This is a genomic window from Cellulomonas fengjieae (assembly GCF_018388465.1).
Classification (GTDB): Bacteria; Actinomycetota; Actinomycetes; order Actinomycetales; family Cellulomonadaceae; genus Cellulomonas; species Cellulomonas fengjieae.
On the sequence record NZ_CP074404.1, the window covers coordinates 1,365,643 to 1,388,226 of the forward strand.

The following is a 22,584-nucleotide window of genomic DNA, read 5'->3' on the forward strand; positions in this document are numbered from 1 at the left end:
GAGACTCCCTCAGGTGACCGACACAACCCACGACCTCGGCCAGGTGTCCGCGGCGCCCACGCGCGCCGGCGCTCGCGGCGGTGCCCGCACCGCGCCCGCCGCGCGGATCGACCTCGACGTCGACCAGCTCTTCGCGGACGCCGACGGGTCGCCGGCGCCGGTCGGCCCGGCGCCGCTCGACGAGAAGCTGCGCCAGGCGTACTTCTGGATGGTCAACCACGCGATCATCAGCCCGCACTACGACGTCGAGTTCCACGACCCGGGCCGCGCCCGCACGCACTTCCGCCTGGGCGACTCGCGCGCGCGGGTGGACCTGCCGACGGACCAGTCGTACTCGTCGTTCGTCCTGCTGCCGTTGCTCACGTTCGCGGTGCGCGGCCGCTGCCTGCTCGTGGGTGGCCCGGGCCGGGGCAAGACGGCGAGCGCGATCCTCATGGGCGTCCTGGCGGGATACCCCGTGCGCGAGGTGCGCCGCGCGATGCAGCACGGGCACCCGCAGCTGACGGTGCAGGACATGTTCGGCACGCCGCTGCCGCGCGACCTGGTGGCCGCCGAGAGCCTCACGGACATCGACGTGGCGTGGCGCTCGTGGCTCGGGCTGCGGGTCAAGATCGTCGACGAGTACAACCGCATCCCCACGCGCACGCAGTCCGCGCTGCTCACGGTCCTGGCCGACGGGTACGTCGAGGTGTTCGACCAGATCTACGAGACCGGTGCGGCCGCCTGGTACCTGACCGCCAACGACGACGCCGGCGGGGGCACGTTCCAGGTGGTCGACGCACTGCGGGACCGGATCGACGTCGTGGTCAAGGCGCTGGCCTTCAACTCCCGCTTCGTCGGAGACCTCGTCGAGCGCGCCGAGCGCGGGGTGCGACCGGAGGAGAACGTCCCGCCCGCCATCGTCTTCGACGCGGACGAGCACGAGCGGCTGCACCGGGAGGTCGTCGCGGTGCCGATCCCCGTGCCGGTGCGCCGCCGGCTGGAGTACTTCGCCGCCCAGCTCGAGCTGCTCGAGCGGGCCGCGCGTCAGCTCGAGTACCGCACCAAGGACACCGCACGGCTCGCCGGGCAGGACCCGCACCTGCTCGCCGCCGCCGACACGGGCCGCGACCAGCGTTCGGACATCGGCGCCCAGACCCTGAACGGACTGTCCGTCCGCGCGCTGCAGTCGCTCGTGGCCTACGCCAAGGCGATGGCGTACTTCCGCGGCAACGCCGAGGTCACGCTCGACGACCTGCGGGCGGTCGTCCCGTTCGTGCTGCACGACAAGCTCCAGCCGGACCTGCAGTCGCGCGCGTTCGACGACCCGGAGCGCGAGTCGCTGCGCACGGACCGCGTGTCGTGGATCCGCGACCTGTTCGACACCGCGTGCCAGCAGTACGACGCCGAGGGCCTCGACACCGACGACCCGGTCGGCACGATCCTGGCCGAGCTCGCCGCGGGGCTGGACGGGCTGCGCGAGGCCGAGGTTCGCCGCCGGCTCGCGCAGATCGAGGGCGTCCTGGCGGGCTGGCAGGACGCGACCAAGCTGCACGGCAGCCTGTTCGAGGATGCGCTCGCCCTGAAGTACGCCCACCAGCGGTACTCGTCGTACCTGGAGTGGCTGAGCTGGAGCGGTGCGTGACGACCGCGATCGATCGCGACTCCGCGTTCGGGCGATGGCTGCTGGCCGACCGCGTCGCCGTGGACGCGCTGCTGAAGGGGGCCCTCGCCCGGGGCGGCGACGCCGATGTCCTGCGGTCGGCGGTGGCCGACCTGGCCGGGGTGTCCGAGGCGTTCGTCGACGCCGGGGTGCTGGACCCAGCGCTCGGGCGCGCGCTGCTGCGCCGGACGGTCGGGGTCGCGGCGCGGGGCCGGTGGAGCGTCGGTGATCCCGACCGTGCCGCCGTGGTCGATGTCCTGCCCCGGCTCACCGGCCTGCTGCGCAGCCAGCCGGTGGCGACCGTCGACGCCGTGGGCGGCGCGGCCCGTGCGGTGGCGCGCGCGGGAGACCTCGGTCTGTTCGGCTTCCTGCTCGCCGCGGTGCCCGAGGTCACCGACGCGGCGACCGTTCCCTCCGCCGTGCTCGTCGCGGCGTGGCGCGCCGGGGCCGCGCGGTTCCGGACGGCGGCCCTGCGTGAGGCGGCGTCACTGCCCCGGTCCGTCGCGGCCGCGGTCCTCGGGCTGCCGGCGGGCGCCGACCCGGCGGAGACGCTCGCGCGGCACACGCAGGACCCGTGGTGGTGGCCCGGCTTCCGGCTGGAGCCGGGGGTCGTCCGTCGCGTCGGCGGCTTCCGCGGGTTCGGCGGTCCATGGGTGACCACCCCGCGGGTGGTCCCCGGGGGTCCGACCGGGTGCGCGGTCAGCGCGGACGGAGCGCGCTGGGCGATCGTCGCCGACGTGCACGGTGCCGCCGTCGTGCGGCTCGGCGACGAGCAGACGCCGCCGGCACCGGCGACCGCGACGGACCGGCTGCCCGTACCGTGGACGGACCGGGTCACGGGCGTCGCGGGCGCGGGCGGTTCGGTGCTGCTGGTGAGCCGCCGGCACTCCTACTGGGTGGACGCCGTCCGGGTCGCCGCATGACGGACCTCGACGCGCTGGGCGCCCGATGGCTGGCGGTGTGGCCGCAGGCACTCGCGGTCTGGGGGCGCACGTCGCGCATGCACGCCCCCGTCCTGCACACGCAGCCCTGCCACGTGGGCTCCTGGGCCTGGTACACCACCGACGACCCGGAGGTGCACGTCGACCTGACCGTCGTCGCCGAGCGCGGGATCGAGGACCACGCGCTCGCCGTCCTGGCGCACGAGGTCGGCCACCACCTCCTGGCGCCGGTCGACCGGCTCACCGCGCTGCGCATCGCGGCGCGGATCAGGGTCGGGCTGATCGACATGGACCACCTGATCGGGCTCGTCGACAACATCTGGTGCGACCTGCTGATCAACGACCGGCTGCAGCGCCAGGCGGGGGTCGACCGGGCCACGCTCGCGCAGACCGTGGGCGCGGCGCAGGCCGACAACCCGCTGGGCCTGCTGGTGGGGCGTACGTACGAGATCCTCTGGGGCCTGCCGCGCGGGCGGCTCGCGGAGGAGGGCAAGGCGGCGGAGGACCACGCGCACCTGTGCGCCCGGCTGGTCCGCGCCTACGCGCGCGACCCGGTGGGCGGCGCGGCCGGCTTCGCGCGGCTCGTGCGGATGCACCTCGACCCGGAGTGGCTGCGCGCCCAGGGTGGCGGCGCGGCCACGGGCGGGTTCGCGTGCGGCGGCGACCAGAGTGACGACGACTCCATCCCGTACGGCCTGGCCACCGACCCGACCCTCGGCGCCCCCGCGACCCACCCCGCGATCGACCCGCGCGTGGTCGGGACGACCGAGACGCCCGACGAGCACCCCGTCGTGCTGGTCCCCGGTGGCGAGGGGGGTGCCGGGAACGTGCTCCAGCCCGCCGCCCTGCACGCCCTGCTCACGGCGCTGGGCAGCCCGGCGTCGGCCCAGCGCGTCGCCGCGGCCTGGTACCGCGAGCACGCCGCAGGACACCTCGTGCCGTTCCCGGTCCGGGAGGGGCCGACGAGGTCCGAGGAGCTGCTGGGCGGGCTGGACACGTGGGAGATCGGCGACGACCTGTCCACGATCGACTGGTCGGGCACGATGGCGGCGTCGCCCGTGGTGGTCCCCGGCGTGACCACGGTGCAACGCGCGTACCACGACGACGAGTCGGCCCAGGAGCGGCCGCGACCCGTGGACCTGGACCTCTACCTGGACTCGTCCGGCTCGATGCCGGACCCGTCGGCGGTCTACGCGCCGGTCGCGCTCGCGGGCGCCGTCCTGGCGCTGTCCGCGCTGCGGGCCGGTGCGCGCGTCCAGGCCACGACGTGGAGCGGCCACGGGGACGTGGTCGGCACCGACGGGTTCACCCGCGACGTCGACGCCGTCCTGCACGCGGTGGTCGCCCACATCGGCGGCGGCACGTCGTTCCCCCTCGCGCTGCTGGAGCGCACCCACCTCGGTTCCCCGGGCACCCCGGCGACGGCCACCGGCCCCACGCACGTGGCCGTCATCTCCGACGACGGCGTCAGCACGATGTTCCGGCCGTGGTCGGCGCAGGGCGAGCAGCCCGACGACACCGCCGCGCTCGCGCTGGAGGCGGCGGGCGGCGGCGGCAGCCTGGTCCTGCAGGTGTCAGCGCCGGCCCGGGACCGGATCCTCGCGATGTGCGGGGACTACGACGTGTACACGGTGACCAGCGAGGACGACCTGGTGACCTTCGCGCGGGACTTCGCCCGCACCACCTGGGGGAGGCCGGGCCGTGCCCGCAGCTGACGCACGTCCCGGACCCGCGCTCGCGGCCGTCCGGCACCGGCTCGCCGTGGCGCCGCCGGACCTGTTCGAGCCGACCGTCGTCGTGCCCGCGCTCGTCGCCGACCTGGCCGTCGAGCTGGACGGCTCGGTCCTCGACGCCCACGCGCTGGCCCGGCTCGACGCGGGTCTCGCGCACGGTCCGGGCTCCTCGGACCGCGCGGTCGCGACCCGCCGGGTGCTCGTCGGCCTGGTCTCCTGGCTGGTCCTGGACCCGGCCGTCCGGGCCGACGCCGGGGTGCGTGCGGTCATGGCCGACTCCGGCGGCGCGACGCGCTGGATGCTCGCGGTCGCCGAGGCCGTCCCCGCCGAGCTCGTCGGACTGCGGGCGGACCAGGACTGGGTGCACCTGGACGAGGCGCGCGAGGAGCTGGCGCGGGCGTTCCTGCGGGCCGCCGGCGTGCTGCCCGCGGGTGAGGTGGCCGCGGTCGCGCAGGACCGGTGGCTCGCGGTGAGCACGGCCTATCAGCGTGACCTGGTCCGGGCGATGGCGGTCGAGCAGGCGCGTGCCGAGGAGCTGGAGCGGGCGCTCGCGGACCGCAAGGCGAAGGAGGCGGCGGCGCAGTATGCCAACTACTGACCGGGTCCCCGACGATCGTGGCGTCCCGGATCCCGTACTCGGCGAGTACACCGCGATGGGTGCCCTGGCGCTCACGGACGCCGAACGCTGGCCGACGCTGGACGAGGCGGGCCTCGCGCCACTCGTCGCGTTGCGCCACCACCCGGACGCGCCGCCGTGGGTGCACGCGACGGGCGACCGCCTGACCGCCGCCGACGAACCCGCTCTCGCCGCGGCGCGTCCCGCCGACGCCGGCTGGATCGCCGACCTGGTCGCCCGGGCCCACGCGTCGGTCCCGGCCTACCGCCGGGCCGCCCGCGCCGGCAGGAGCGGTCCGACGACCCCGCTGGCGGAGCTCCCGACCGTCACCCGCCACCAGCTCGTCGACGACCTGGCCGCGTACGTCCCGGTCGACGTGCCCCTCGACCGGGTGCTCGAGGGCACGAGCTCCGGCAGCACCGGTGCGGCCCTGCGGATCCCGCTGCACCCCGCGAGCGTCGCGGCCGACCTGGTGCTCCTGCAGCGGCTGGTCGCCGAGGCGGGTGCGGTGTGGGAGCCCGACCCCGCGCGCCTCGGGCTCGCCAACGTGGTCGACCAACGCGCCGCGTTCACCTACGCCTCGGTGATGACGGCGTTCCGGCGGCAGCCCGGCGCCCCGGCGCCGCTCATGGCCCGCGTCAACCTCAGCGGCTGGCCGGACGCCGCGAGCCGCGACCGGTTCCTGACGGACCTCGACCCGCAGGTGCTGAGCACGTCCACGCTCCCGCTGCTACGGCTCCTGGAGCTGGACCTGGCCCTGCACCCGGTCGCGGTGGTGAACGGCGCGACGCACCTGCCCGCGGCCGTGCGCGCCGCGGCGCTGGCCCGGTGGGGCTGCCCGGTGCTCGACCTGTACGGGCTGCGGGAGACGGGACCGGTCGCCGTGTCCGCCGGTGGCGACGGGCACGTCGTCGTGCCGCGGCGCGTGCACGTGGAGATCCTGGACGCCACCGGCGCCCCGGTCCCCGACGGCACCCGCGGCGAGGTCGTGGTGACCGTCGACGAGAACCCGTACCTGCCGCTGCTGCGCTACCGGACGGGCGACCACGCGGCGCTGGTCCGCGACGCGCGCGGCACAGTCCTGGTCGGGCTGGAGGGCCGTGCGCCCGTGCTGTTCCGGGCGGCCGACGGCACCGCGCGACCGTCGGTCGACGCCTCGCAGGTGCTCCAGGCCCACGGACTCGCGGCCTACCACCTGCACCAGGATGCCGACGGGTCGGTGCACCTGAGGGCGCTCCCGCTGCGCGGGCTCGGCGCGGACCCGCGTGCGGCGGCGGACGCCGTGGCGCGGTGGCTCGAGCGCCCCGTCGCGCTGACGGTGCTCGACGACGTCGGCGACCTCGGTGACGGGAAGCCACGCCGGTTCTCCACGGCCTTTTCCGCTCCGGGATGACCGCGGCCGTGCGTTACCCTGGGCCGCACAGGCATCGACCCGGCCATCACCGGTGAGCCTCCGGAAGAACAGGTGCGCGAGCACCCCAGTAGAACCGGACGGGTAGGCCCGTCACAGCCCTCACGAAGTGGTCGACGACCCGCCAGGGGAGCCGGCAAGCGAGGTGGTACCGCGGTGGAGCCCGGCCGGTCCGGGTCCGATCGTCCTCGCAGCCGAGAGCGACGCACCCCCGGGTGCCGACCACAGGAGCCGCACGGTGGCCTACCCGCTGCACCGCCAGTCCGACGTCCCGTCCTCCCCGGACCTGCCGACGCTCGAGAAGGACGTCCTCGCCTACTGGGCGGCGGACGGCACCTTCCAGGCGTCGATCGACGCCCGCGACGCCGGCGAGAACGGCAGCAACGAGTTCGTCTTCTACGACGGACCCCCGTTCGCCAACGGGCTGCCGCACTACGGCCACCTGCTGACCGGCTACGCCAAGGACGTCGTGCCGCGCTACCAGACCATGCGCGGCCACCGCGTCGAGCGCCGGTTCGGCTGGGACACCCACGGACTGCCCGCCGAGCTCGAGACCCAGCGGCTGCTGGGCATCACGGACACCTCGCAGATCGAGGAGATGGGCCTGGCCGCGTTCAACCAGGCCTGCCGCGAGTCGGTGCTGCGCTACACGGGCGAGTGGCGCGACTACGTGACCCGGCAGGCGCGGTGGGTCGACTTCGACCACGACTACAAGACGCTCGACGTCACGTTCATGGAGTCGGTGATCTGGGCGTTCAAGCGCCTCTACGACCAGGACATGGCGTACGAGGGCTACCGCGTCCTGCCGTACTGCTGGCGCGACGAGACCCCGCTGTCCAACCACGAGCTGCGGATGGACGACGACGTCTACCAGTCGCGCCAGGACCCGGCGCTGACGGTCGGCCTGCGGCTGGAGACCGGCGAGCTCGCCCTGATCTGGACCACGACACCGTGGACGCTGCCCAGCAACCTGGCGGTCGCCGTCGGGCCGGACGTCGACTACGTGGTCGTCGAGCCGGGACCCGACTCGGCGCTCGCGGGGGAGCGCGTGGTGCTCGCAGCCGCCCGCCTGGGGGCCTACGCCAAGGAGCTCGGGGAGGCCACGGTCGTGGCCACCGTCACGGGACGCGATCTGGCGGGCCGTCGGTACACCCCGCCGTTCGACTACTTCGCCGGACGCGAGAACGCCCACCAGGTGCTGCTCGCCGACTTCGTCACCACCGAGGACGGCTCGGGCATCGTGCACCTGGCACCCGCCTTCGGTGAGGACGACATGGTCGCGTGCGACGCGGCCGGCATCACGCCCGTCGTCCCGGTCGACTCGCAGGGCCGGTTCACCACGGAGGTGCCGGACTACGTCGGGCAGCTGGTGTTCGACGCCAACAAGCCGATCACCGCGGACCTCAAGGCCGGCACCGGCCCGCTGGCGCGCGTCCCGGAGGCGCAGCGTGCCGTGCTGGTGCGGCACGAGACCTACGAGCACTCCTACCCGCACTGCTGGCGGTGCCGGAACCCGCTCATCTACAAGGCCGTGACCAGCTGGTTCGTGCGCGTGAGCGACTTCCGCGACCGCATGGTCGAGCTCAACCAGGACATCACCTGGACCCCCGAGCACATCAAGGACGGCCAGTTCGGCAAGTGGCTCTCGAACGCCCGTGACTGGTCCATCAGCCGCAACCGGTACTGGGGCACGCCGATCCCCGTGTGGGTCTCGGACGACCCGACGTACCCACGCACCGACGTCTACGGCTCGCTGGCCGAGCTGGAGGCCGACTTCGGCCGGGTGCCGACGAACGAGGCGGGCGAGCCGGACCTGCACCGGCCCTTCATCGACGAGCTGACGCGCCCGAACCCGGACGACCCGACGGGAGCGTCCACGATGCGGCGCATCCCCGACATCCTGGACGTGTGGTTCGACTCGGGCTCGATGCCGTTCGCCCAGGTGCACTACCCGTTCGAGAACGCCGACTGGTTCGAGCACCACTACCCGGGCGACTTCATCGTCGAGTACATCGGTCAGACGCGCGGCTGGTTCTACACGCTGCACGTGCTGGCCACGGCGCTGTTCGACCGACCGGCGTTCCGCAACTGCATGTGCCACGGCATCGTGCTGGGCGACGACGGCCGCAAGGCCAGCAAGTCGCTGCGGAACTTCCCGGACCCGGTCGAGATGTGGGACGTGTACGGCTCTGACGCCGTGCGCTGGTTCCTCATGTCCAGCTCGATCCTGCGCGGGGGCAACCTCATCGTCGGCGAGGAGGGCATCCGCGAGAGCGTGCGCCAGGTCCTGCTGCCGCTGTGGAGCACCTACTACTTCTTCACGCTCTACGCGGGCGCGGCCGACGGGGGGGCCGGCTACACGGCCCGCCGGGTCGATGCCGAGCGCGCCGCGACGCTCGCGCCGATGGACCGCTACGTCCTGGCGCGCACGCGCGCCCTCGTGGAGCGGACCACGGCGCAGCTGGACGCCTACGAGATCGCCGAGGCGTGCGAGAGCGTGCGCGAGCACCTGGACGTGCTGACCAACTGGTACGTCCGCACGCAGCGGGACCGGTTCTGGGCGGAGGACGCGGACGCGTTCGACACCCTGTGGACGTCCCTCGAGCTGCTCACGCGGGTCATGGCGCCGCTCGCACCGCTGGTCACCGAGGAGGTCTGGCGCGGCCTGACGGGCGGGCGCAGCGTTCACCTGACGGACTGGCCGTCGGCCGACGTGCTGCCGGCCGACCCGGCGCTGGTCGCGGCGATGGACCAGGTGCGGGCGGTCACGTCCACCGCGCTCGGCCTGCGCAAGGCCGCCGGGATGCGGGTGCGGCAGCCGCTGCGGAGCCTCACCGTCGCGGTCGACGACGCGGAGGCCCTGGCGCCCTACGTCGACCTGCTCGCGGCCGAGCTCAACGTCAAGCGCGTCGACCTGGTCACGGCCGATGCCGACACCGCCGAGCGGTTCGGCATCACCCAGCGTCTGGCGGTCAACGCCCGCGCGGCGGGGCCGCGGCTCGGCCGCGGGGTGCAGGCGGTCATCAAGGCGTCCCGCGCCGGGGCCTGGCGGGTGGAGGGTGACACGGTGGTCGTGACGACCGACGACGGCGACGTGGCGCTCGAGCCGGCGGAGTACGAGCTGACCACCGTCGTGGCCGGGGGCGAGGCCGCCGGCACGACGGCCGCGGCCGTGCTGCCCGGTGGCGGGTTCGCGGTGCTCGACCTCACCCTGGACGACGACCTGCGCGCCGAGGGCTACGCCCGTGACGTCGTGCGCGTCGTGCAGGACGCCCGCAAGGCCGCCGGTCTGCAGGTGGGGGACCGGATCCTGCTCACGATCGACGTGCCGGCGGAGCACGTGGCCGCCGTCGAGCAGCACCTGGACACCATCGCGCGCGAGACGCTGGCCGTCTCCGTGGAGCTCGAGACGGGGCCCGCGCTGCGGGCCACCGTGGAGGCAGTCGACGCAGGAGGGTACGAGGCATGAGCCCGCGCGAGCACGGCACGGGGGCGGACCACCTCCGCCACGAGGCGGAGAAGCAGGCCAGGGCGGCGGCAGACGAGGTGTACCAGGGCATCCTCGCGCGTGCGCCCGAGCACGAGATCGACCCCTCCTTCGACCGGACGCTCGCCGTGATGGAGCTGCTCGGCGACCCGCAGAAGGCGTACCGGGTGGTCCACATCACGGGGACCAACGGCAAGACGTCGACGGCGCGCATGGTCGAGCGGCTGGTCCGCGAGCACGGTCTGCGCACCGGCCGGTTCACCAGCCCGCACCTGTCGCGCGTCACCGAGCGCATCGTCATCGACGGAGAGCCCATCAGCGACGAGCGGTTCGTCGAGATCTGGCAGGACGTCGCGCCGTACGTCCACCTGGTCGACCAGCGCTCGGCGGAGAAGGGGCAGCCGCGGCTGTCGTTCTTCGAGGTGTTCACGGTCATGGCGTTCGCGGCGTTCGCGGACGCGCCGGTCGACGTGGCGGTGATCGAGGTCGGCATGGGCGGTACCTGGGACTCGACCAACGTGGCCGACGGCGAGGTCGCGATCATCACGCCGATCGCGATGGACCACGAGCGCTACCTCGGCGACACGCTCCTGGACATCGCGTCGGTCAAGGCGGGCATCGTCAAGGACGGGGCGACCCTCGTGCTGGCCGCCCAGCAGGAGGACGTCGAGGGTGTCGTGCTCGCCGCGGCGGCCGAGCGGGGCGCCCGCGTGGTGCGCGAGGGCGTGGACATCGCGGTCGGGGAGCGGCAGGTGGCCGTCGGCGGCCAGCTCATCACGCTGCAGTCGCTGGGCGGCACCTACACCGAGATCTTCCTGCCGCTGCACGGCGAGTTCCAGGCGCACAACGCCCTGCTCGCCCTCACCGCCACGGAGGTGCTCCTGACGGGCGGCCGTGCGCTGGACCCGGGCATCGTCGAGGTGGCGTTCGCCGACGTGGACTCGCCCGGGCGGCTCGAGGTCGTGCGCTCCAGCCCGACGATCATCGTCGACGGCGCGCACAACCCGGCCGGCGTCGAGGCCCTCGTCGAGGCGGTCGAGGAGGCGTTCGAGTTCCACCGCCTCGTGGGCATCGTCGGGGTCATGGCGGACAAGGACCCGGAGGGCATCCTGTCCCTGCTGGAGCCGATGCTCGCCGAGGTCGTCATCACGCGTGCGTCGAACACACGCGCGCTCGAGGTCGACGACCTCGCCGAGGTCGCGGTCGACATCTTCGGGGAGGACCGCGTGCACGTGGCCGAGCGGCTCAGCGACGCCCTCGACCTCGCGGTGTCCCGCGCCGAGAGCGAGGCCGAGCGAGGGTCGGGCGTGCTCGTCACCGGCTCGATCCTGCTGGTAGCCGAGGCCCGCCGGCTCCTGGGGCGCACCTGAGCCCCGATCATGGGTCCGGTCGCGCACGTCCTCCCCTTGACGACCTCCGGTGCCCACCACATGGTGAGACCTGTCGCGGCCCGTCGTGGAGGGCGCCCGGTGGAGGGATGGCTGCAGTGAAGAAGCTCATCAACGACCCGCAGACGGTCGTGGCCGAGTCGCTCGAGGGCTTCGGGGCGGCACACCCCGACGTCGTGACCGTCCACGCGGACCCGTGGTTCGTCACGCGGGCCGGCGGCACCACGCCCGGCAAGGTCGGGCTCGTCAGCGGGGGTGGCAGCGGGCACGAGCCGCTGCACGCGGGCTTCGTGGGTGTCGGCATGCTGGACGCCGCCGTGCCCGGGGCGGTCTTCACGTCGCCCACGCCGGACCAGATCGCCCCGGCGTTCCAGGCGGCCGACGCAGGCGCCGGCGTCCTCGCGATCGTGAAGAACTACACGGGCGACGTGCTGAACTTCGAGATGGCCGCCGAGGTCGCGGACGACGTCACCGTCCGTACGGTCGTCGTGAACGACGACGTCGCCGTCGAGGACTCGCTCTACACGGCCGGGCGGCGCGGGGTGGCCGGCACCGTCGCCGTCGAGAAGATCGCCGGTGCGGCCGCGGAGCGCGGCGACGACCTGGACGCGGTCGCCGCGGTCGCCGAGCGGGTCGTCGCGAACGTGCGCTCCATGGGCGTCGCGCTCACCGCGTGCACGGTCCCGCACGCGGGCAGGCCGAGCTTCGACCTGCCGGACGACGAGATCGAGATCGGCATCGGCATCCACGGGGAGCCCGGCCGCCGGCGCGTCCCGCTGGCGGGGGCCGACGAGATCACCGACATGCTGCTGGAGCCCGTGGTGGACGACCTGGAGCTGTCCGGCGGCGAGCGGGTGCTGCTCTTCGTCAACGGCATGGGCGGCACACCAGCCTCCGAGCTCTACGTCGTCTATCGTCGGGCTCGCGCGGTGCTGGAGGAGCGTGGGGTCGAGGTGGCCCGTTCACTCGTCGGCAACTACGTGACATCGCTGGAGATGCAGGGTGCGTCGGTCACCGTCCTCCGCCTGGACGACGAGCTGGCCGCCCTGTGGGACGCCCCGGTGCACACCGCCGCCCTGCGGTGGTGACGGCGCCGGGTGCGGTCGGCACGGGCAACCGGATGCTCGAGGGAGCGTGGGCATGACGTTGGACGTCGCGTGGGCCGTCGACTGGGTGCGGCGCTCGGCACAGACGGTGACCGAGCACCGTGACGAGCTGATCGAGCTCGACCGGCAGATCGGCGACGGCGACCACGGGGAGAACCTGCACCGCGGGTTCACCGCGGTCGTCGCCAAGCTCGACGCGCTCCCGGCTCCGCCGGCCGACATCGGGGAGGTCCTCAAGCTCGTCGCGACGACGCTGATGTCGACGGTCGGGGGCGCGGCCGGCCCGCTGTACGGCACGGCCTACCTGCGGGCGGCCAAGGCCACCTCCGTCCCGCAGATCGACAGCCCGGGGGTGGTCGCGATGCTCGAGGCGGCCCTCGAGGGCATCGTCGCCCGCGGCAAGGCCTCGCCGGGCGAGAAGACGATGGTCGACGCCTGGGCGCCTGCCGCGGAGGCAGCGGCGGCCGCCGCCGAGAGCGGGGCGGGTCCGGCGCAGGTCCTGGCGGCCGCGGCCGACGCCGCCCACGAGGGCGCGGAGGCCACCATCCCGCTGGTCGCGACCAAGGGGCGAGCGAGCTACCTGGGTGAGCGGTCCGCCGGGCACCTCGACCCCGGCGCCCGCTCGACCGAGCTCCTCCTGCGCGCCGCCGCACAGGCCGCGGGGTGACCTCGCCCGACGCGCGCCGGTTCGCGCCCGTCGCGCTCGTCCTGGTCTCCCACTCGCGCGCGCTCGCGCAGGGAGCGGCCGAGCTCGCCGGCCAGATGGCGCCGGACGTGCTGCTGGTGAGCGCGGGCGGCACGGACGACGGCGGCCTCGGGACCAGCTACGAGACGATCGAGTCGGCCCTCGTCGAGGCGACGCGGGACGGCCGCTCGGCCGTCGTGCTGACCGACCTCGGGTCGGCGGTCCTCACCACGGAGTCGGTGCTCGAGCTGGCCGACGACGACGTCACCTCGCGGGTGCGGCTCGCGGACGCGCCGTTCGTCGAGGGGGCCGTCGCGGCGGCGGTCACGGCGAACGGGGGAGCGGACGTGGCGACGGTCCTGGCGTCGGCGCAGCACGCGGGGACGACGTTCGCGGCGCCCGCCGAGGAGCCGGCGCCGGCGCCCGCGCCCGGGCCGGTCGAGGCCGGCGTCCGTGGCACCGCCGTCCTGCGCAACCCGCTCGGGCTGCACGCGCGGCCGGCTGCGGTGCTCGCGCGGATGGTCGCCGGCTACGACGCGCGGGTCACGGTGAACGGTGCGAACGCCGCCAGCGTCCTGGAGCTGATGAAGCTCGGCGTCACGCAGGGTGCCGCGCTGGCGATCGAGGCGGACGGCCCCGAGGCCCTCGAGGCGCTCGCCGCCGTCGTCGCGGCGGTCGAGGGGGGCTTCGGGGAGGTCTGACGCCGCGTCGGCCTGTGCGGGAACCCGCTGGAACGTGCGGTCGCTGCAAGTTTGCAGGGTGTGTAAAAATGCACCCCGTGCAGAACGATGCGGTCGAGACCCCGACGCTCGGCCTGCGCGAGCGCAAGAAGCTCGCGCGGCGCGAGGCGCTCATCGACGCGACCCATCGACTCGTCGCGGAGCACGGCCTCGACGCGGTCACCGTCGAGGCGATCTGCGAGGAGGCGGGCGTCTCCACGCGCACGTTCTTCAACTACTTCGAGACGAAGGACGATGCCGTGCTCGGCCACACCCCGTGGCCGGTCGACTCGCCGGCGGCGGAGACGTTCGCGTCGGGTGGCCCCACGGGCCACCTGCTCGCCGACCTGCAGGTGTTCGTCAACTCCTTGCTGACCGCCGCACCGATCGGGCGCGAGCGGCTCGCCGTGGGCCTGGAGCTGGCCGCCCGGGAGCCGCGCCTGCTCGCCCGGCACATGGCCTGGATGGAGCAGCACAGGGGGCAGCTCTGCGTCCTGGTGGACAGGCGGCTGGGCGAGGCCTCGCCGTACTCCGCCGAGATGGTCGGCGCGACGCTGCTCTTCCTGACCCACGCCACCTTCCTGCGCTGGGACGCCGCCGGCGGGACCGGTGACGCGAGCGAGCAGGTCGGCGCCGTCGTCGCCGACCTGCGCTCGATCCTCTCCGACTGATCCACCGACGTACCCCGACCCACCGTCACATCCACCCCAGAACGAGGTTCCCCATGGCCATCGCAGCACCTGACGCGCCGGCGGCCGACAAGCCCTTGGTCGTCCTGACCCCCAGGACGGTCTGGCTCATCTTCGGCGCCCTCCTGGCGAGCATGTTCATGTCGTCCCTCGACCAGTCGATCGTCGGCACCGCGATGCCCACGATCGTGGGCGAGCTCAACGGCGTCGAGCACCAGGGCTGGGTGATCACGGCCTACATCCTGGCGATCGCGATCGTCATGCCCCTGTACGGCAAGTTCGGCGACCTGTGGGGCCGGCGCTGGCCGTTCCTGGTCGCCATCGCCCTGTTCACGGTCGCCTCGGCCGGCGCCGGGTTCGCGGGCACGTTCGGCGAGCTCGTCTTCTGGCGGGGCGTGCAGGGCCTCGGCGGCGGCGGCCTGATGATCCTGTCGCAGGCGATCATCGCGGACATCGTGCCCGCCAAGGAGCGCGGCAAGTACATGGGTCCGATGGGCGCGCTGTTCGGCATCTCGGCCGTCATCGGCCCGCTGCTCGGCGGCCTGTTCACCCAGCACGCCGACTGGCGGTGGTGCTTCTGGATCAACATCCCCATCGGCCTCGCGGCGTTCCTGGTGGCCTGGTTCACCCTCAAGCTGCCCTCGCACCGCTCCGGCAAGAAGATCGACGTCGCCGGCATCTTCTTCATGGTCGTCGCCACGTCCGGCCTCGTGCTGGCCACGAGCTGGGAGAGCGTCTCCGGCAGCCGCGGCTACGACTGGTCCGACCCGGCCCTGCTCGGCCTCGTCATCGGCACGCTCGTGTCGATCGCCGCGTTCATCATGGTGGAGCTGCGCGCGCAGGAGCCCCTCCTGCCCCTGCGCCTGTTCAAGAACCCGACCTTCACGATCGCCACCGCGATCGGTCTCATCCTCGGCATGGGCATGTTCGCCGCCCTGGCGTTCCTGCCCACGTTCCTGCAGATGTCGACGGGTGCCGGCGTCACGGAGTCGGGCTTCCTGCTCCTGCCCATGATGGCCGGCGTCATGATCACCGCGATCGGCTCGGGCCTGGCGATCACCAAGTCGGGGCGCTACAAGAAGTACCCGGTGATCGGCCTGGCCGTCACCACCGCGGGCATCGCCTGGCTGACCCAGCTCACGGGCGACATGTCGATGTGGCTCTTCGGCGCCATGATCTTCGTCGTCGGCGCGGGTATGGGCCTAGTGATGCAGACGGTCGTGCTCGCCGTGCAGAACTCGGTCGACCCGCACGAGATCGGGACGGCGACGAGCACGAACAACTTCTTCCGCGAGATCGGCGCGGCGGTCGGCACGGCGCTGTTCAGCACCATGTTCACGTCCAAGCTGGCGGACAACCTCTCGGAGGTCCTCGCCGGGACGCCCGCCGGTGGCGGGGTGGACGCCTCCAGCCTGACCCCTGCCGCGGTCCAGGCGCTGCCCGAGCCGGTCAAGACTGGGGTGATCGACGCGTTCACCAACGCGCTCGCGCCGTCGTTCTGGTACCTGGTGCCGGTGGTCGCCGTCGGCTTCGTCATCTCGCTCTTCCTGCGCGAGGTCACGCTCTCCGACATGGCCGGCATGGTCGCCCGGGGAGAGGCCGTCGCGGCACCCCCGCGTGCGGCCGCCCCGGCCCCCGAGGGCGACACGGCGGTCGTCGAGGAGCCGTCGGGCGGCCGTGCTCACGACGGCGGCGCCGACGTCGAGCCGCCGACCCGCCGGTAACCTGCAGGTATGAGCTCCACCGACCCCGGCGCCGGCCAGGCCGTACGCCGCAAGCGTGCCGCGAAGCCCCAGTTCACGCAGATGATCCTCGTCCTCGAGGCCGTCCTCGTGTTCTTCGCGACGCTCGTGGCGTACGGCCTGCGGCTCGCCGAGCCCGCCGCGATCTGGTGGGTGGGGGGCAGCATGTCCGTGGTCCTGCTCCTGCTGTCCGGGTTCGTGGCCCGGCCCGGTGGCTACGTGGCGGGCTCCATCGCCCAGGTCCTCGTCATCGCCGCCGGGATCTTCGTGCCCACCATGTACGCCATCGGCGGGCTCTTCGTCGTGCTGTGGGTCGTGGCCCTGTACCTGGGCAACAAGATCGACCGCGAGCGGGCGGAGTACGACGCCGCGCACCCGGGGGCCGTCGGGCCGTGAGCGGTCGCGCCTGACCTACCCGCCCGCGACATAGGGTGCAGCCCATGACTGATGCACCCACCACGCAGCGCACCCTCGTCCTGGTCAAGCCCGACGGTGTCCGTCGCGGCCTGGCCGGTGAGATCGTGCGTCGCATCGAGGCCAAGGGCTACACCCTCGTCGCGGTCGACCTCCGGGTGGCCGACGAGGCCCTGCTGGCGGAGCACTACGCCGAGCACGCGGGCAAGCCGTTCGTCGGCCCGCTCATGGACTTCATGCGCTCCGGGCCCGTCCTCGCGGTGGTGGCCGAGGGCCACCGCGTCATCGAGGGCTTCCGCTCGCTGGCCGGCGCGACCGACCCGACCGTCGCGGCGCCCGGCACCATCCGCGGTGACCTGGGGCGGGACTGGGGCCTGAAGGTCATCCAGAACCTGGTGCACGGCTCGGACTCCGAGGAGTCGGCAGCCCGTGAGATCGCCCTCTGGTTCCCCGGTCTGTAGGAGCGGCCTCCCAGGAGCCGGGGTGCGCGCACCTTAGGCTCTGTGCGTGCACCTCAAGACCCTCACCCTGCGGGGGTTCAAGTCGTTCGCCTCGGCGACGACCCTGAACTTCGAGCCGGGCGTCACCTGCGTGGTCGGGCCCAACGGCTCGGGCAAGTCCAACGTCGTGGACGCGCTGGCGTGGGTGATGGGGGAGCAGGGGGCCAAGTCGCTGCGCGGCGGCAAGATGGAGGACGTCATCTTCGCCGGCACCGCCGGCCGCCCGCCGCTGGGCCGTGCCGAGGTCTCGCTCACGATCGACAACGCCGACGGCGCCCTGCCGATCGAGTACTCCGAGGTGACGATCTCGCGGACGCTGTTCCGCAACGGCGGCTCGGAGTACGCGATCAACGGCCAGGGCTGCCGGCTGCTCGACATCCAGGACCTGCTGTCCGACTCGGGCCTCGGCCGCGAGATGCACGTGATCGTCGGCCAGGGGCAGCTGGACGCGGTCCTGCGGGCCACGCCCGAGGAGCGTCGCGGGTTCATCGAGGAGGCCGCGGGGGTCCTCAAGCACCGCAAGCGCAAGGAGAAGGCGCTCCGCAAGATGGAGTCCATGCAGGCCAACCTCACGCGGCTGGGGGACCTGACGGGCGAGATCCGCCGCCAGCTCGGTCCGCTCGGACGGCAGGCGGAGGTCGCGCGTAAGGCCCAGGTCGTCCAGGCGGACCTGCGCGACGCTCGTGCCCGGCTGCTCGCCGACGACCTCGCCCAGCTCACGTCCACGCTCGAGCAGGAGATCGCCGACGAGAGCGCCCTGCGTGCGCGGCGCGAGCAGGTCGAGGGCGTGCTGGCCGCGACCCGTGCCCGGCTCGCCACGCTCGAGCGGGAGGCCGCCGAGGCCGCCCCCGCCCTGAGCGAGGCGAGCGAGGTCTGGTACCGGCTCTCCTCCCTGCGGGAGCGGCTGCGCGGCACGGCCTCGCTGGCGGCAGACCGCGTCCGGCTGCTGGGCAGCGCGGGACCGGAACGGGCCGGCGGGTCCGACCCCGACGACCTGGCGGCCCAGGCCGAGCGCGTCCGGGCCGCGGAGGCGGAGCTCGCGGCCGAGGTCGAGCTGTCCCGCGCGGCGCTCGACGCCGCGGTAATCGCCCGCCAGCAGGCCGAGGCCGAGGCGACGGCCGCCGAGAAGGAGGTCGCCACCGCCCTGCGCGGTGCCGCAGACCGTCGCGAGGGCGTCGCCCGCCTGGCCGGCCAGGTGGCCGCCCGCCGCAGCCGCGTCGAGGCGACCCAGGCTGAGCTCGGCCGCCTGCGCGAGTCCCTGGCCGCCGCCGAGCAGCGCGGCCAGGAGGCGACGACGCAGTTCTCGGTGCTCGAGTCGCAGGTCGCGGGCGTCGAGGAGGGGGAGGAGGGCCTGGACGCCGAGCACGAGGCGGCGGTGGAGGCCCTCGAGCAGGCGACCGAGCGGCTGGCCGCGCTGCAGGAGCAGCTCGGGGCCGCCGAGCGTGAACGTGCCGCGCTGGAGTCGCGTGCGGAGACCCTCGAGCTCAGCCTGATGCGCAAGGACGGGGTCGGTGCCCTGCTCGCGGCGGACGGCCAGCCCGGTCTGGTGGGCTCCGTCGCTGCGCTGCTCGCGGTCGACCCCGAGAACGAGGAGGCGATCGTCGCGGCCCTCGGCGCCGTGGCCGACGCCGTCGCCGTGGACTCGGTCGACGCCGCCGTCGACGCCATCCGCTACCTGCGCACCGAGGATGCCGGGCGCGCGACGCTCCTGGTCAGCGGCGCGTCGACGCCCGTGAACCCGGTCACCGACGTGCCCGCCGGCGCCGACCGTGCCGTGGACCTCGTGCGGGCGCCGGACCATGTGCGCGCCGCCGTCGAGGCGCTCCTGGCCGACGTCGTCGTGGTGGACGACCTCGCCGCGGCCCGCGCGATCGTCGCCGTCCGGCCCGACCTGGTCGTCGCCACCCGCACCGGCGACGTCCTGTCCCAGCACCGTGCCTCGGGCGGCTCCGCGACGGCCCCCAGCGCGCTGCACCTGCAGGCCGCGCTCGACCAGGCCCGCTCCGGGGCCGCGCGCGCAACGGCGGACGCCGAGCGGGTGCGGTTCGAGCTGGCGGGCGCCGTCGAGGCCCAGGCGGCCGCGCGTGAGGCGCACGAACGGACCCTCGACCGTCTGAACGAGTCGGACGCCGCGCTCGCCGCGGTCGCCGAGCAGCTCGGGCACCTCGGTTCGACCGCCCGCGCCGCCAACGCCGAGGCGGCGCGCCTGCGCCAGTCCCTGGAGGCCGCGTCCCGCACGCTGGAGGCCGACACCGCCGAGCTGACCGAGCTCACCGAGCGGCTCGCCGCCGCCGAGGTCGAGCCCGCCGAGAGCGAGGCGGCGATCGTCGAGGGCAGCGCGCGTCGCGACCGGCTCGCGGAGCTCGCCGCGGGTGCGCGCGCGCGAGAGACCGAGGCTCGCCTGACGCTGCGGACCGGCGAGGAGCGCGCGCGAGCGCTGTCGGGCCGGGCGGAGTCCCTGGAACGGGCCGCCCAGACCGAGCGGGTGGCCCGGGAGCGGGCCGCCGAGCGCGAGCGGGCGCGCGCACGTCAGGCGACCGTCGCCCAGGCCGTGCGTGAGGGCGCCACGCAGGCGCTGGTGGTGCTGGAGGAGTCGCTGCGCCGCGCGTCGGTGGAGCGAGACGAGGCGGAGGCGGCGCGCGGCGAGCGCGACCGCGAGGTGACCGCCGCGCGGGCCGAGGTCGATGTCCGGGCGGCGGAGCTCGCCCAGCTCACCGACGTCGCCCACCGCGACGAGGTGGCCCGCACCCAGCAGCGCCTGCGGATCGAGGCGCTGCAGGCCCGCGCGATCGACGACCTGGGCCTGGACCCGGCCGTCCTGCTCGACGAGTACGGCCCGCACCAGGACGTCCCGGTGATCCACCCGCCCGGCGCCGAGGTCGACCCGGACGCACCGACCGCGGTCCCGTACGTCCGCGAGCAGCAGGAGAAGCGCCTCCGGGCCGCCGAGCGGGCACTGTCCCTGCTCGGTCGGGTCAACCCGCTCGCGCTCGAGGAGTTCGCCGCGCTCGAGGAGCGCCACCAGTTCCTGGTCGAGCAGCTCGCGGACCTGAAGAAGTCACGCGCAGACCTCCTCGAGATCGTCAAGGAGATCGACGAGCGCGTCGAGCAGGTCTTCGCCGAGGCCTACCGCGACACCGCGGCGGCGTTCGACGTCGTCTTCCCCCGGCTCTTCCCGGGCGGGGAGGGCCGACTGGTCCTGACCGACCCCGACAACATGCTCACCACCGGGATCGAGGTCGAGGCACGACCGGCCGGCAAGAAGGTCAAGCGGCTCTCGCTGCTCTCCGGCGGCGAGCGGTCGTTGACCGCGGTCGCGCTGCTCGTGGCCATCTTCAAGGCGCGGCCGAGCCCGTTCTACGTCATGGACGAGGTCGAGGCCGCCCTGGACGATGCCAACCTCGGCCGGTTGCTGGAGATCTTCCGGGAGCTCCAGGAGGACTCGCAGCTCATCGTCGTCACGCACCAGAAGCGCACCATGGAGATCGCCGACGCCCTCTACGGCGTGACCATGCGCGGCGACGGTGTCACCACCGTGATCAGCCAGCGGATGCGCGAGGACGTCGCGGTCTGACTAAGTGTGCGTGTGGAGATTGTGTGCCGTTTGACACAATGCCTGCGCGCGGTGGGTCCCGGGCCAGGGGACGGGCCGACACTGGTGCCATGGCTGTTCTCGTCGCGATCGTTCTCGCGCTCCTCGTCGCTGCAGCCGTCCTGCTCGTCGCCAGCCGCTCCGCCTCGGCGAGCGAGCGCTCCGAGACGCCGCTCCAGGCGTTCCGCAACGGCGTGTCGGGCCGCCGGAAGCCCGATTCCGAGCAGCAGGCGGCGGCTGAGGCGGCCGCCGTCGAGCCCGTCGACCTCTCGCTCGCGCAGTTCCTGCGCGAGACCGTCGACGAGGGCGAGGCCTACCTGCAGGTCGACGACCTGGCGGCCACGCTGCAGCGGGCCCGAGACAAGGCGGCCGGCACGCTCCCGGGTAATCGCAAGCCCCTGAGCGGTCGCTGACCCGGTTCGCGTCCTGAGGCCGACGACAGACACACTGTCCCGGTGACCAACGAGACGCTCGAGATCCTCCTGGCCGCCGGTGTACCGGTAGCCATCGTCGTCGCCATGGCGACCCTCCTGGTGCGCCGCCGCCGCGGCTCGACGATCGACGAGGCCACGCGCCGCGAGACGGACACCGTCGACGTCCCGAACCCCGCGGCCGCACCGGGCGTCGAGACCGTCGACGACACGACGTCCGCACCGGTCGACGTCCTGCCCGAGCTCGCCGAGGCACCGCCGGCACTCGAGGTCCCCGCACCCGTCGCCGGGCGGCTGACCCGGTTGCGCGACCGGTTGTCCCGGTCGGGCTCGCCGCTGGGCGCCCGCCTGCTCGCCGTCCTGTCCAAGGACCACCTCACCGAGGACGACTGGGACGAGCTCGAGGAGACGCTGCTGCTCGCCGACGTCGGGGCCGGACCCAGCGCGGAGCTCATCGACGCGCTGCGCACGCGCGTCCGGGTCGAGGGCCTCAAGAACCCGGCCGAGGTCCGTGCCCTCCTGCGCGAGCAGCTGCTGGCGCTCGTCGACCCGACCCTGGACCGCAGCCTGAACACCGCACCCGGGGCAGCCGCCGATGGTTCACGCGTTCCGGCCGTCGTGCTGGTCGTGGGCGTCAACGGCACCGGCAAGACGACCACCGTCGGCAAGCTCGCACGCGTGCTCGTCGCCGACGGCCGCACCGTCGTGCTCGGCGCTGCCGACACGTTCCGCGCCGCCGCCGCCGACCAGCTCCAGACCTGGGGCTCGCGGGTCGGCGTGCAGACCGTCCGGTCGGACCGGGACGGTGCGGACCCCGCCGCGGTCGCGTTCGACGCCGTCCGTACGGGCCGCGCGGACGGGGTCGACGTCGTGCTCGTCGACACGGCCGGTCGGCTGCAGAACAAGGCCGGGCTCATGGACGAGCTGGGCAAGATCACCCGGGTCATCACGCGCGAGGCCCCCCTGTCCGAGGTGCTGCTGGTGCTCGACGCGACCACCGGCCAGAACGGGCTGAACCAGGCGCGCGTGTTCCGCGAGGTGGCCGGCGTGACCGGCATCGTGCTGACCAAGCTCGACGGCACGGCCAAGGGCGGCATCGTCGTCGCCGTGCAGCGCGAGCTGGGCGTCCCGGTCAAGCTGATCGGCCTCGGCGAGGGACCGGACGACCTGGCGCCGTTCGACCCGGAGGCCTTCGTCGACGCCCTGCTGGAGGGATGAGCCGGAGCGCAGCGGAGGGTGTGGGTCGCGTCAGCGGCACGTGCCCGTAGCGGAGCGCAGGTTCGTCCCGACCGTGTGCTGGAGGGATGAGCCGGAGCGCAGCGGAGGGTGTGGGTCGCGTCAGCGGCACGTGCCCGTAGCGGAGCGCAGGTTCGTCCCGACCGTGTGCTGGAGGGATGAGCCGCGCAGCGGGCGGTGAGACACCTGGACGTCCGCTCACCACGAAACCGAACGTTTACCTGCGGACGAGGCTTGTCACACCGCCGTAAC

The 22,584-nt window shown here is 73.9% G+C and carries 17 protein-coding genes; all 17 read left to right on the forward strand.

Translation table 11 applies throughout. The annotated features are described in order from the left end of the window. Nucleotides 1-13: 13 nt before the first annotated feature. Complete coding sequence (locus KG102_RS06335; RefSeq protein ID WP_208289226.1) at nt 14-1,624, forward strand: MoxR family ATPase; 1,611 nt, start codon at nt 14-16, stop codon at nt 1,622-1,624. After that, a complete protein-coding gene (locus tag KG102_RS06340) occupies nt 1,621-2,565 on the forward strand; it encodes a hypothetical protein (RefSeq protein ID WP_208289224.1) in 945 nt (314 codons plus the stop codon). Before KG102_RS06335 ends, KG102_RS06340 begins: the two co-directional genes overlap by 4 nt. After that, on the forward strand, nt 2,562-4,298 hold the full coding sequence (locus tag KG102_RS06345) for a vWA domain-containing protein (RefSeq protein ID WP_208289222.1): 1,737 nt from the start codon (nt 2,562-2,564) through the stop codon (nt 4,296-4,298). The genes KG102_RS06340 and KG102_RS06345 overlap by 4 nt, the downstream gene beginning before the upstream one ends. After that, nucleotides 4,285-4,914 carry a hypothetical protein gene (locus KG102_RS06350; protein WP_208289220.1) on the forward strand — a complete coding sequence of 210 codons (630 nt, stop codon included), beginning with the start codon at nt 4,285-4,287 and terminating at the stop codon, nt 4,912-4,914. The genes KG102_RS06345 and KG102_RS06350 overlap by 14 nt, the downstream gene beginning before the upstream one ends. Continuing rightward, the gene (locus KG102_RS06355; RefSeq protein ID WP_208289219.1) at nt 4,901-6,325 is read left to right on the forward strand and encodes an AMP-binding protein; all 1,425 of its coding nucleotides are present in this window, start codon (nt 4,901-4,903) and stop codon (nt 6,323-6,325) included. The genes KG102_RS06350 and KG102_RS06355 overlap by 14 nt, the downstream gene beginning before the upstream one ends. Before the next feature lie 256 nt (nt 6,326-6,581). After that, nucleotides 6,582-9,812, forward strand: coding sequence for an isoleucine--tRNA ligase (gene ileS, locus KG102_RS06360; RefSeq protein ID WP_208289217.1), 3,231 nt, complete (start codon nt 6,582-6,584; stop codon nt 9,810-9,812). Next, entirely contained in the window at nt 9,809-11,200 is a 1,392-nt protein-coding gene (locus KG102_RS06365) for a bifunctional folylpolyglutamate synthase/dihydrofolate synthase (RefSeq protein WP_208213941.1), read from the forward strand. The genes ileS and KG102_RS06365 overlap by 4 nt, the downstream gene beginning before the upstream one ends. Nucleotides 11,201-11,316: 116 nt before the next feature. After that, nucleotides 11,317-12,306 (forward strand): dihydroxyacetone kinase subunit DhaK, encoded by a 990-nt coding sequence (dhaK, locus tag KG102_RS06370; protein WP_208289505.1) that lies wholly within the window; start codon nt 11,317-11,319, stop codon nt 12,304-12,306. 52 nt (nt 12,307-12,358) lie between these two features. After that, nucleotides 12,359-12,991 (forward strand): dihydroxyacetone kinase subunit DhaL, encoded by a 633-nt coding sequence (gene dhaL, locus KG102_RS06375; RefSeq protein WP_208289214.1) that lies wholly within the window; start codon nt 12,359-12,361, stop codon nt 12,989-12,991. Next, nucleotides 12,988-13,710, forward strand: coding sequence for a dihydroxyacetone kinase phosphoryl donor subunit DhaM (dhaM, locus tag KG102_RS06380; RefSeq protein ID WP_208289213.1), 723 nt, complete (start codon nt 12,988-12,990; stop codon nt 13,708-13,710). Before dhaL ends, dhaM begins: the two co-directional genes overlap by 4 nt. A gap of 68 nt (nt 13,711-13,778) precedes the next feature. Beyond that, nucleotides 13,779-14,399, forward strand: a complete 621-nt coding sequence (locus KG102_RS06385) for a TetR/AcrR family transcriptional regulator (protein WP_208213938.1) — start codon at nt 13,779-13,781, stop codon at nt 14,397-14,399. Nucleotides 14,400-14,452: 53 nt separating this feature from the next. Continuing rightward, nucleotides 14,453-16,141 carry an MDR family MFS transporter gene (locus tag KG102_RS06390; RefSeq protein WP_208213937.1) on the forward strand — a complete coding sequence of 563 codons (1,689 nt, stop codon included), beginning with the start codon at nt 14,453-14,455 and terminating at the stop codon, nt 16,139-16,141. 9 nt (nt 16,142-16,150) lie between these two features. After that, a complete protein-coding gene (locus tag KG102_RS06395; protein ID WP_208289211.1) occupies nt 16,151-16,555 on the forward strand; it encodes a DUF4233 domain-containing protein in 405 nt (134 codons plus the stop codon). 44 nt (nt 16,556-16,599) lie between these two features. Beyond that, complete coding sequence (gene ndk, locus KG102_RS06400; RefSeq protein WP_208289210.1) at nt 16,600-17,034, forward strand: nucleoside-diphosphate kinase; 435 nt, start codon at nt 16,600-16,602, stop codon at nt 17,032-17,034. A gap of 46 nt (nt 17,035-17,080) precedes the next feature. Further along, entirely contained in the window at nt 17,081-20,647 is a 3,567-nt protein-coding gene (gene smc / locus KG102_RS06405; RefSeq protein WP_208289209.1) for a chromosome segregation protein SMC, read from the forward strand. Between the two features lie 89 nt (nt 20,648-20,736). Next, nucleotides 20,737-21,078: a hypothetical protein gene (locus KG102_RS06410; protein WP_208289207.1), complete on the forward strand. Its 342-nt coding sequence runs from the start codon at nt 20,737-20,739 to the stop codon at nt 21,076-21,078. 42 nt (nt 21,079-21,120) lie between these two features. Next, entirely contained in the window at nt 21,121-22,314 is a 1,194-nt protein-coding gene (gene ftsY / locus KG102_RS06415) for a signal recognition particle-docking protein FtsY (protein ID WP_249667495.1), read from the forward strand. The last annotated feature ends 270 nt before the right edge of the window (nt 22,315-22,584 follow it).

Bases quoted from the DNA above. Each gene is read 5' to 3' on its own strand.
- KG102_RS06345 (WP_208289222.1), top strand. From the start codon at position 2,562: ATGACGGACCTCGACGCGCTGGGCGCCCGATGGCTGGCGGTGTGGCCG.
- KG102_RS06355 (WP_208289219.1), top strand. From the start codon at position 4,901: ATGCCAACTACTGACCGGGTCCCCGACGATCGTGGCGTCCCGGATCCC.
- KG102_RS06365 (WP_208213941.1), top strand. From the start codon at position 9,809: ATGAGCCCGCGCGAGCACGGCACGGGGGCGGACCACCTCCGCCACGAG.
- dhaL (WP_208289214.1), top strand. From the start codon at position 12,359: ATGACGTTGGACGTCGCGTGGGCCGTCGACTGGGTGCGGCGCTCGGCA.
- KG102_RS06385 (WP_208213938.1), top strand. From the start codon at position 13,779: ATGCACCCCGTGCAGAACGATGCGGTCGAGACCCCGACGCTCGGCCTG.
- KG102_RS06390 (WP_208213937.1), top strand. From the start codon at position 14,453: ATGGCCATCGCAGCACCTGACGCGCCGGCGGCCGACAAGCCCTTGGTC.
- KG102_RS06395 (WP_208289211.1), top strand. From the start codon at position 16,151: ATGAGCTCCACCGACCCCGGCGCCGGCCAGGCCGTACGCCGCAAGCGT.
- ndk (WP_208289210.1), top strand. From the start codon at position 16,600: ATGACTGATGCACCCACCACGCAGCGCACCCTCGTCCTGGTCAAGCCC.
- KG102_RS06410 (WP_208289207.1), top strand. From the start codon at position 20,737: ATGGCTGTTCTCGTCGCGATCGTTCTCGCGCTCCTCGTCGCTGCAGCC.